Genomic DNA, 7607 nt, shown 5'->3' on the forward strand with positions numbered 1-7607 from the left:
TACGGGACAAATCAGATCCGTCAGGATAGACGGATGATTTGTGCTGCCGTCAGACTATTGACATTTCAGATGATTATCCTCAAATTGCAAACATGCGGATAGCTTCACTAGATGCCTCGGAAGACCTCGGCATAGTGATAGCATCACTTTATGCCTCAGAAGACCTCGGCATAGTGATGCTATTAAATACATCTTCAGGAGAAAAAAATGAAGCCAATGCCAATTTTCAGATGGAGTATCATGCTGCTTTTGATGATCCTGTTCACCCAAATAGTATCTGCAACGCTGGTTGATATATCGGCCCATTTCCAAGAGGCAGCATATATCGGTCAGTACGATCAATTGCCCGGGACGAGCCAGGTGGCAACCTTCTCAATATCGGAACCCGGCATGGTCACGATAACCGCAGAGTGGAGCATCTGGTATCCTGAGATTGGATTCGGAAGATTGGGGATAATTTGGAAAAGCCCGAATGATACTTGGACAGAGTTTCCGCCTTTTGGAGAGATAATTTCTCAGGTCTTCTCCAGCAACGGCAAGACAATAGAACAAAGAGACGACGCCAAGCATGCCCCCCTAAAAGAGGTGATCACATATCGGGTAGCCGATTCGAATCTACCCATTGATGGATATCAGGTCGCACTGCAACGTCCGTCGTATTATGAGGGAAGCTTTTCTCAGAAGGCCCAGGATTCCCATATGATCATGGATTTCACACCCGGTGCCGGAACGGGTGGCGTTTCCGGGAGCACTTCCGGAACGGGGACAATTATCGGTACATGGAACTGGTTTACCGGGACGAAGGTCTGCATGCACCCTGACGGCACCTTAGATGGATGGGAGGGCAACCAGAAGATCAACTCCGGGACATGGACTGGGTCAGGGAATAAATATACGCTCAATTGGGTAGATGGGGGTTATATTGACACGCTTACCCTTTCGTTAGATGGTCAGTCTCTTGATGGTTTCAATAAAGGTGGCACCCATGTCACGGGGAATAGAATCTCAATTTCCGATACTGTCGCTCAAAAGAGTGGCGCTTCCGGAACGGGTACCACTATTGCGTTTTTACCGTCACTCTCCCTGGGAAAACTCGTTTTTACGCCGGGAGAAGAAATCAGTGTCAGCTTCAAGGCCCCGACATCCTATGCGGACAATGCCTGGGTCGGTATCATCCCCTCGTCTGTTGCGCATGGAAGCGAGGTCACGAACGATCAGAACGATTTGACTTATCAGTACCTTAGAAAGAAGACTTCAGGAACTTTGCTGTTTTCTGCCCCTCAACAGAACGGGTCCTACGATTTCAGGATGAACGACAGTGACGCCAATGGCAAGGAAGTAGCGTCGGTGAGTTTTACGGTGGAAAAAACCGCGGGAAACAATTTGACTCTGGCCCGCACGTCTTTTCGGCCAGGGGAGAGCATCACGCTCCAATTCAGCACCTCTTTGACACTTCCTGCTAATGCCTGGATCGGAATCATTCCGTCCAGCGTGCCGCACGGCAACGAAGCGGTCAACGATCAGCATGACGTTGCTTACCAGTACCTGCAGGGTAAGACTTCAGGGTCCATGACTTTCACTGCACCGACTGTTCCGGGCTCTTACGATTTCCGGATGAATGATACCGACGCGAATGGCCTCGAGATAGCCGCCGTATCCTTCACGGTTACTCTCGATGCCTCTGACACGACAGCGCCAGTTTCCGATGCATCCTTGGCCGGGACCTGGAGAATTGTGGCCAACAAAACTCCAGGAACGCTTGAATTCACACGGCAGGGAGACTCCTGGACAGGCCGCTTGAAATTCGATGTCCTCGGCAAATGGGAAGAACTCGCCAAGATTTCTTATGGACCTGTGTCAGGAGAGTGGAGAATCCAGTTCCTCCGACCGATGGGCGGTTTTGACCAACAGATGCATACCGGGGCCCTTAATGGGGATAAGATGAAGGGAACATTCACTCAGGCCAATTGTGTTGGAGATATTTATCAGTGGGAAGCCACGCGGATTAAATAAGGCAATTTGGATTTCAAAGAGGTCTGGCCCAAGGCTGACTATTGACATATCATACAATTATTCTCATGATGCAAGTATGGTAATAACATCACCAAATAAAACGGAAAACAAAATAACCTGGGAAAAAGAATTTTCTTTGCTGACGAACAGATTTATTCTGAAAGATCTTTTTAAAGTCGTATTGATTGCTACTGTGATATTTCAGATCCTGCTTGTGCTAACGGCTTTTTTAGTCGACAAGGACGTCGCGGATATGATCATGCCGCTAGTTGTTGATCTTGGGATATTTGCCGGGTTGTCTTTGCTGTTCCTTTTTTCCATGCTCATTTTGGGGAACAGGTATCATGCCGAGTTTACGGTGGACGATAAGGGCATAACTTATAAATCCGGCTCTAGAGAAAAAAAAATAAATAGACTGGTTCTTTTGCTTTTGCTATTACTAAAGCCGAGAATGTCCGGCGCTGGTTTTCTTGCTGTTTCTGGCGAATCCGGAAGTTTTTCCTGGAAAGAAATATATAAAATAATTTCCTATAGCAAGGCAAAGGTTATTGAAGTAAAAAATTCCTGGAGGACGGTTGTAAGGCTCTATTGTACAGCCGAAAATTTCGGAGAAGTTCGCAGCCTTTGTAACCAACAGCTTGAAAAAGCGGATGCATGGAGAGTTAAAAATCCAAAAAAAGCAAGCAAAAAGAAACCTTTCTATTTCTATATTTTGTGGATTTTTTTGGCTGTCATCCTTACATTGTGCGCCACCGCCTGGAGTTATGTGGAGTACGGGGACAGTATGATTCAGGTAATAATTTTTAGCGGGTTTTTGACCATTGTTTCCGGCTTTGCTTTTGGTAAGACCCTAAGCAAGATAGTTTCATTGCTGGCTGTTCCGGGAACATTATTTTTTTCTTACCAATTGTATAATTTGGCCCGTAAAACTTCTGAAGATTTCATGGGGCATACCAAGTACGGATATGAGTATGATCCGGCGCGATTTTATATTACATTGGCCGGAGTTGTATTTCTTTTGGCGATGAACGTTTACGCTGTTATAAAAAGAAATAAATAAAACAAGAGGTCATCATGATCGAAAAAAATTTTCCTCTCAACGCCCTTGATACTCCCATCCACCTGCCCGGCAACAGGAATCCGCTCATGACCGACGCGCTTATGTCAATATTCGCCGCAGTCGTGTTCGTGGTGGCCGGCGCAGTGCCCGTCGCGGGCCAGGAGATCAAAGGCCAGCGGCCGGTCATGATGATCGGCGATGTGTTCCAGTTCAACGAGGGCAGCTGGGCCACTTACACCATGCACGATAAGAAAGATGATACGTATTTCTCGATGACGATGTCGATTCTCGAGAGCGTCCGGCGCGGCCGGAAGGATTACGCCTGGATGGAGGTCGAGATCGAAACCGAGAAAGAACTGGTCGTCACGCGCTTCCTGACCGAGAAAACAAAGGCCGGTCCCGGCGACCTCTTGGAGGCCATCGTCTATGTCTATGGCTTGGAGCCGTTCAGCATTCCCAAGCGCATGCTCAAGGACGCCAACAAGCAGACGCCGCCGCTGCAGGTGAGCCAGGTGACCAAGCGCATCGAGCAGAAGCAGCTGTTGTTCGACGGTGAATCGCTGGACGTGTGGGCGGTCGAGGGCACGGATGCGCAGAACGGTCCGATGTCGGCGCTGGTGAGCCTCGGCGTCGCGCCCATTGGCGTGCTGCTGGCGGAAACAAACGAAGTCTCAATGTACCTTGAGGCATGGGGAGGCGGCGCGACAACTCGCATCAAGGGGGAGCCGGTGGGCTTCACGATGTGGGTCCTTAGCATGGTCGCCGATGGAATGTCGGGCGAAGATATCGCGATGAAAGAGCGGCCGCAACGGACATGGGATGTCGCCGGCGCCTGGCGCGAATTCGAGGGGCCGTGCACGAAGTCTACGTGGATGATGACCGCACTCGATGGCAAGTTGTCGGCCGTGACGGCGCCGCGCTGCGATGTGTCGCAGCCCGCGCCTGTGAGCGAGAGCAGCGCGCTCCGCTGGCGCAGCGACAGGATCGTCGTCATGACTTTGCCCGGACGCGCCGCGGCCGAGACGCCCACGGCCACCTTGATCTTTGTCGCGCCGACCAAGGCGGTCATCTGGTACACGGCCCCGGACGGCCGGCCCGCCTTTACCACTTTGCGGAAATAATTTGCTATGGATAAGAAGAAGGCAACAGGGTCTTTGATTAATAAATTCGATTTAATAAATAAAACCATGGCCAGACCGTTACGAGAAAATGCAAGCATGAGGAGATCGGCGAGATGTATCCGGCACATGAATTGCTTAATCGAAACGGGAGGTATGTGAGGCAATATGAAAACAGTTCGAGCAATGGTTGTTCTTTTCTGTATCCTAACATCCTTCCCGGCCCGCGCAAGTGAGGAAGACAAAGTCCGGATCATGAACACGGTGGTGGAATTCTATGTGCATGTGAATGAAGCGGGTATTGAAGCGGACTTGTCCCGGAAGATTTCCGACTGGTACAACAACAAGAAGATTCAATTCGGTCCCACCGGAGACGCGACGGCAGAATATGACCGCGAGACCGGAATCATCACGATTTCTGAAAACGTCCTGAACCGGCCCTTGAACTACGATCTCACCATCGATGTGGCCAATTCGCTTTTTCACGAGTTCATCCACACGGAGCAGGGAAGAATGAATTGGAATTCTTCCGTGGAAAAAAACTATATGGGTCTGGAACACCACTGCGAGCGCGAGGCATATTACCGCACGCTGGATTTCATGCGGGAATGCGCGGGCCGTAGAATGAAGGCGCTGCTTGCGACTATGAATATGACCGCAGATGTGTGCGAGCAGGTAAAAGTGGCCAGGGAAGTCCGGTCCCTGTTCCAGTTGTGGCAAGTTTACAACAACGACATCAAGTCGAAAGACATCGCAGAGCAGAGGCCGAAAGCCGTGCAGGCCATCGACGATGCGAAGAAGGCCATGGATGACGCCGTTAAAGAATTGACCGCATTGGAGAACGCGATTCACGATCTCGATGCGGCCATAAAGTCGGGACAGAAAGGAGACGAGTTGAAGATTCAACTTGTGGAATTCGAGGATCTGGCGAAAAAGAAAAAGCACCAAACCGAGCTGCTCAACCAGGACTACCAGAAGAAATACAACGATGTGTACTGGAATAATCCGTGGTTCACAATGAGGGACAAGGATGTGATGAAGTATGCGGAAGACACGGTTGTGTCCACAATCAAGGACATGACCGATATTGTCGACAAAGCAAAGAGCGCTGGCTGCGACAAAAAAAAAGATGCGAAGGCGCCTGCTGATACGCCGTCGCCAGGAGCCACATCGCCATCATCGGGCACAACCGCCGGTGGTTACTGGAAGCTCACGGACGTAAAGGATTCTTCACAGTACTTCACGAGTTCTGAACCGAAAGCGGGGAACTTCTCGACTTCTGAGTCGAAAGAGGTGACTTTCTCTGGCTCATCGATGACATCGAGCCGGAAGGGCACCAACGCGGTCATGATCGGTAACTCTGATCAGGTAACACGTGTGCCATTTGTGGAACAGCAGGTGACTTCGTGGACGGATCTCCCGAAGTTGATCGTGCCCGGTGTTTCCTTCTCGACCACCCTGAAAATAGCCTGGAAGCCTGAGGTGGCTCGAAGTAGGGATAGGGTGAGCTTTAGCGCGCCTTCGGGCGATGGAGCATGGATCGAGTTCGACTTTTTTGCATCTAAGGAAAAGATCCGCCGTGGCTCAACCTCGGGCGATGGATCGTGGGGCGATTTCGATACCAAAGTGATGGAGGCAACCACCGAGTGCCAGTGGAAACTCAATGACCCCTGGCATCGCGGCGGCGTGCTTGGCCAACCTCATTTCTCGGCGTTTGCCCAGGTGCACGGCTCAGGTCCCGGCGGAACAGGGGATCGCATGTACCGCTACGACTGGGTGGCTGGTCCCATGCCCGCCGCTCCGCCCGTGCCCCTAGAGATGAACGTCGCCACCGACACGCCTATGCCGAAGCTGGGCGACATCGTCATGCTGAGTACGCATGTGACTGGCGGCACCGCGCCGTACTCGACCCAACCGGTGCGCGTCGGAGGAAGCATCGAAACCAGACTGAAGATGGCCCGGGCAAAATTGGTAAAGGCCCGAGGCTTCTATACCCGCTTGGTGACGACAGGGCCATACCAGGGGGACCCATACCAGGGGGATGTGAACCAGGCCCAACGGGATTATAAGGCCGCCATCGCGGAAGTGGAGCAGCTGGAGAATGCACCGGTTCGTGTCGGCGGGAATATAAAACCGCCCAAATTAATCAAACACGTTGCCCCAGAATACCCTGAAATTGCCCAAACGGCCAGGATTCAAGGCGTGGTGATCCTCGAAGCGACGATCGAACCCAACGGTAGGGTCAGCAATGTAACAGTCATTCACGGCATCCCGTTGCTCGATCAAGCGGCGATCGATGCCGTGCGACAGTGGGTCTACGAGCCGCTGAAACAGACGGTCCCGCTCATCATGACCGTTACAGTGACCTTCACGCTGAATTCGAGATCGGTGGATTAAGTTGAAATCATCTGAGGAGGTATAGTTATCATGAAACGAAAAACAGTTCTGATTATGGCCGCAGCGATCGTCCTGATGGCCGTTGGTCTGGCGGCCCAGGAAGCCCATCCCGCCGTCAAACTGATCACGGACGTGAACGCGCTTTTTGAAAAAATGTCCCAAACCATGGTCAGTGAACCGGAGGGGGCGGCGGTCCTGGATACAGTCATGGAAGCGGCCACGGAGCTCCGGGCAGCCAACCGCATCGACGCAGCCTTCCTGAAACGGTTCCAACGCATACTGCTCGTGATCCGCTTGTCCTTGATCACGGATCGCTCCGGTATCCTCAAAACACTCGTCTTCCAGGAAATGGCCGGCTTTGTCAAGGACGTCAGCGGCGAAAAATTCGATCCCGAAGGCCCGGCCACGGCCCAAATCGGCATGTTCTCCAAGGCCGTGGACACGGAGCTTATGAATCTCTACGGGCTAGTCCGGACGGAATAATCGGGGGGTCCCGCCAGCAGGGATGATCAGCGGGGATTAATCCTGTCGTTGTCTGTCGTCTTGAGAGTAGAGAAAAAATTTTATTGTAAATTATTTATTGACATTATTCGTATTTTTTTATAATATGATTATTCGCAATCAGCACTCTCGAAATAAAACTTTTGCGGGGTCAGTTTTGAAACTGGAAAAGTCGGGAACACGTGGCCTTGAATCTCCGGCTTAGGAGCATGAACATGATGGTCAAAGAGGTAGCCGAAAAGCTTGGGCTGAAGATCCTGTCTGTCGGCGCCGATCAGCAGGTGACGGGCGGTTACGTCTCCGACCTGCTCTCCGACGTCATCGCCAACGCCGAGGAAGGCAGCCTGTGGATCACGGTGCAGCGGCACCTGAACATCATCGCCGTGGCGCAGCTGAAAAAGCTGGCCGGGATCATTCCTTATTATGCCTATATCGATGAACGGATCGCATCCATCCTTTCCAAGTTTGGCAAGATCAAGGATAATGCCTCACCCGAACTTCAAAAAATAAGAAGAGAC

General features: G+C 51.5%; 6 protein-coding genes. All 6 read left to right on the forward strand.

The features are described 5' to 3' along the window. Nucleotides 1-207 precede the first annotated feature (207 nt). On the forward strand, nucleotides 208-2013 hold the full coding sequence (locus NTW95_00920) for a hypothetical protein (protein ID MCX6555989.1): 1806 nt from the start codon (nucleotides 208-210) through the stop codon (nucleotides 2011-2013). A gap of 76 nt (nucleotides 2014-2089) precedes the next feature. Further along, nucleotides 2090-3073: a hypothetical protein gene (locus tag NTW95_00925; GenBank protein MCX6555990.1), complete on the forward strand. Its 984-nt coding sequence runs from the start codon at nucleotides 2090-2092 to the stop codon at nucleotides 3071-3073. Between the two features lie 14 nt (nucleotides 3074-3087). Beyond that, a complete protein-coding gene (locus NTW95_00930; protein ID MCX6555991.1) occupies nucleotides 3088-4194 on the forward strand; it encodes a hypothetical protein in 1107 nt (368 codons plus the stop codon). A gap of 252 nt (nucleotides 4195-4446) precedes the next feature. Then, nucleotides 4447-6588 (forward strand): TonB family protein, encoded by a 2142-nt coding sequence (locus NTW95_00935; GenBank protein ID MCX6555992.1) that lies wholly within the window; start codon nucleotides 4447-4449, stop codon nucleotides 6586-6588. A 30-nt stretch (nucleotides 6589-6618) separates the two neighbouring features. Further along, the gene (locus NTW95_00940; protein ID MCX6555993.1) at nucleotides 6619-7071 is read left to right on the forward strand and encodes a hypothetical protein; all 453 of its coding nucleotides are present in this window, start codon (nucleotides 6619-6621) and stop codon (nucleotides 7069-7071) included. Nucleotides 7072-7304: 233 nt separating this feature from the next. Continuing rightward, nucleotides 7305-7607 (forward strand): hypothetical protein (locus tag NTW95_00945; GenBank protein MCX6555994.1); only part of this gene is annotated, 303 nt, incomplete at its 3' end.

Source organism: Candidatus Aminicenantes bacterium (assembly GCA_026393795.1).
Taxonomy (GTDB): Bacteria; Acidobacteriota; Aminicenantia; order UBA2199; family UBA2199; genus UBA2199.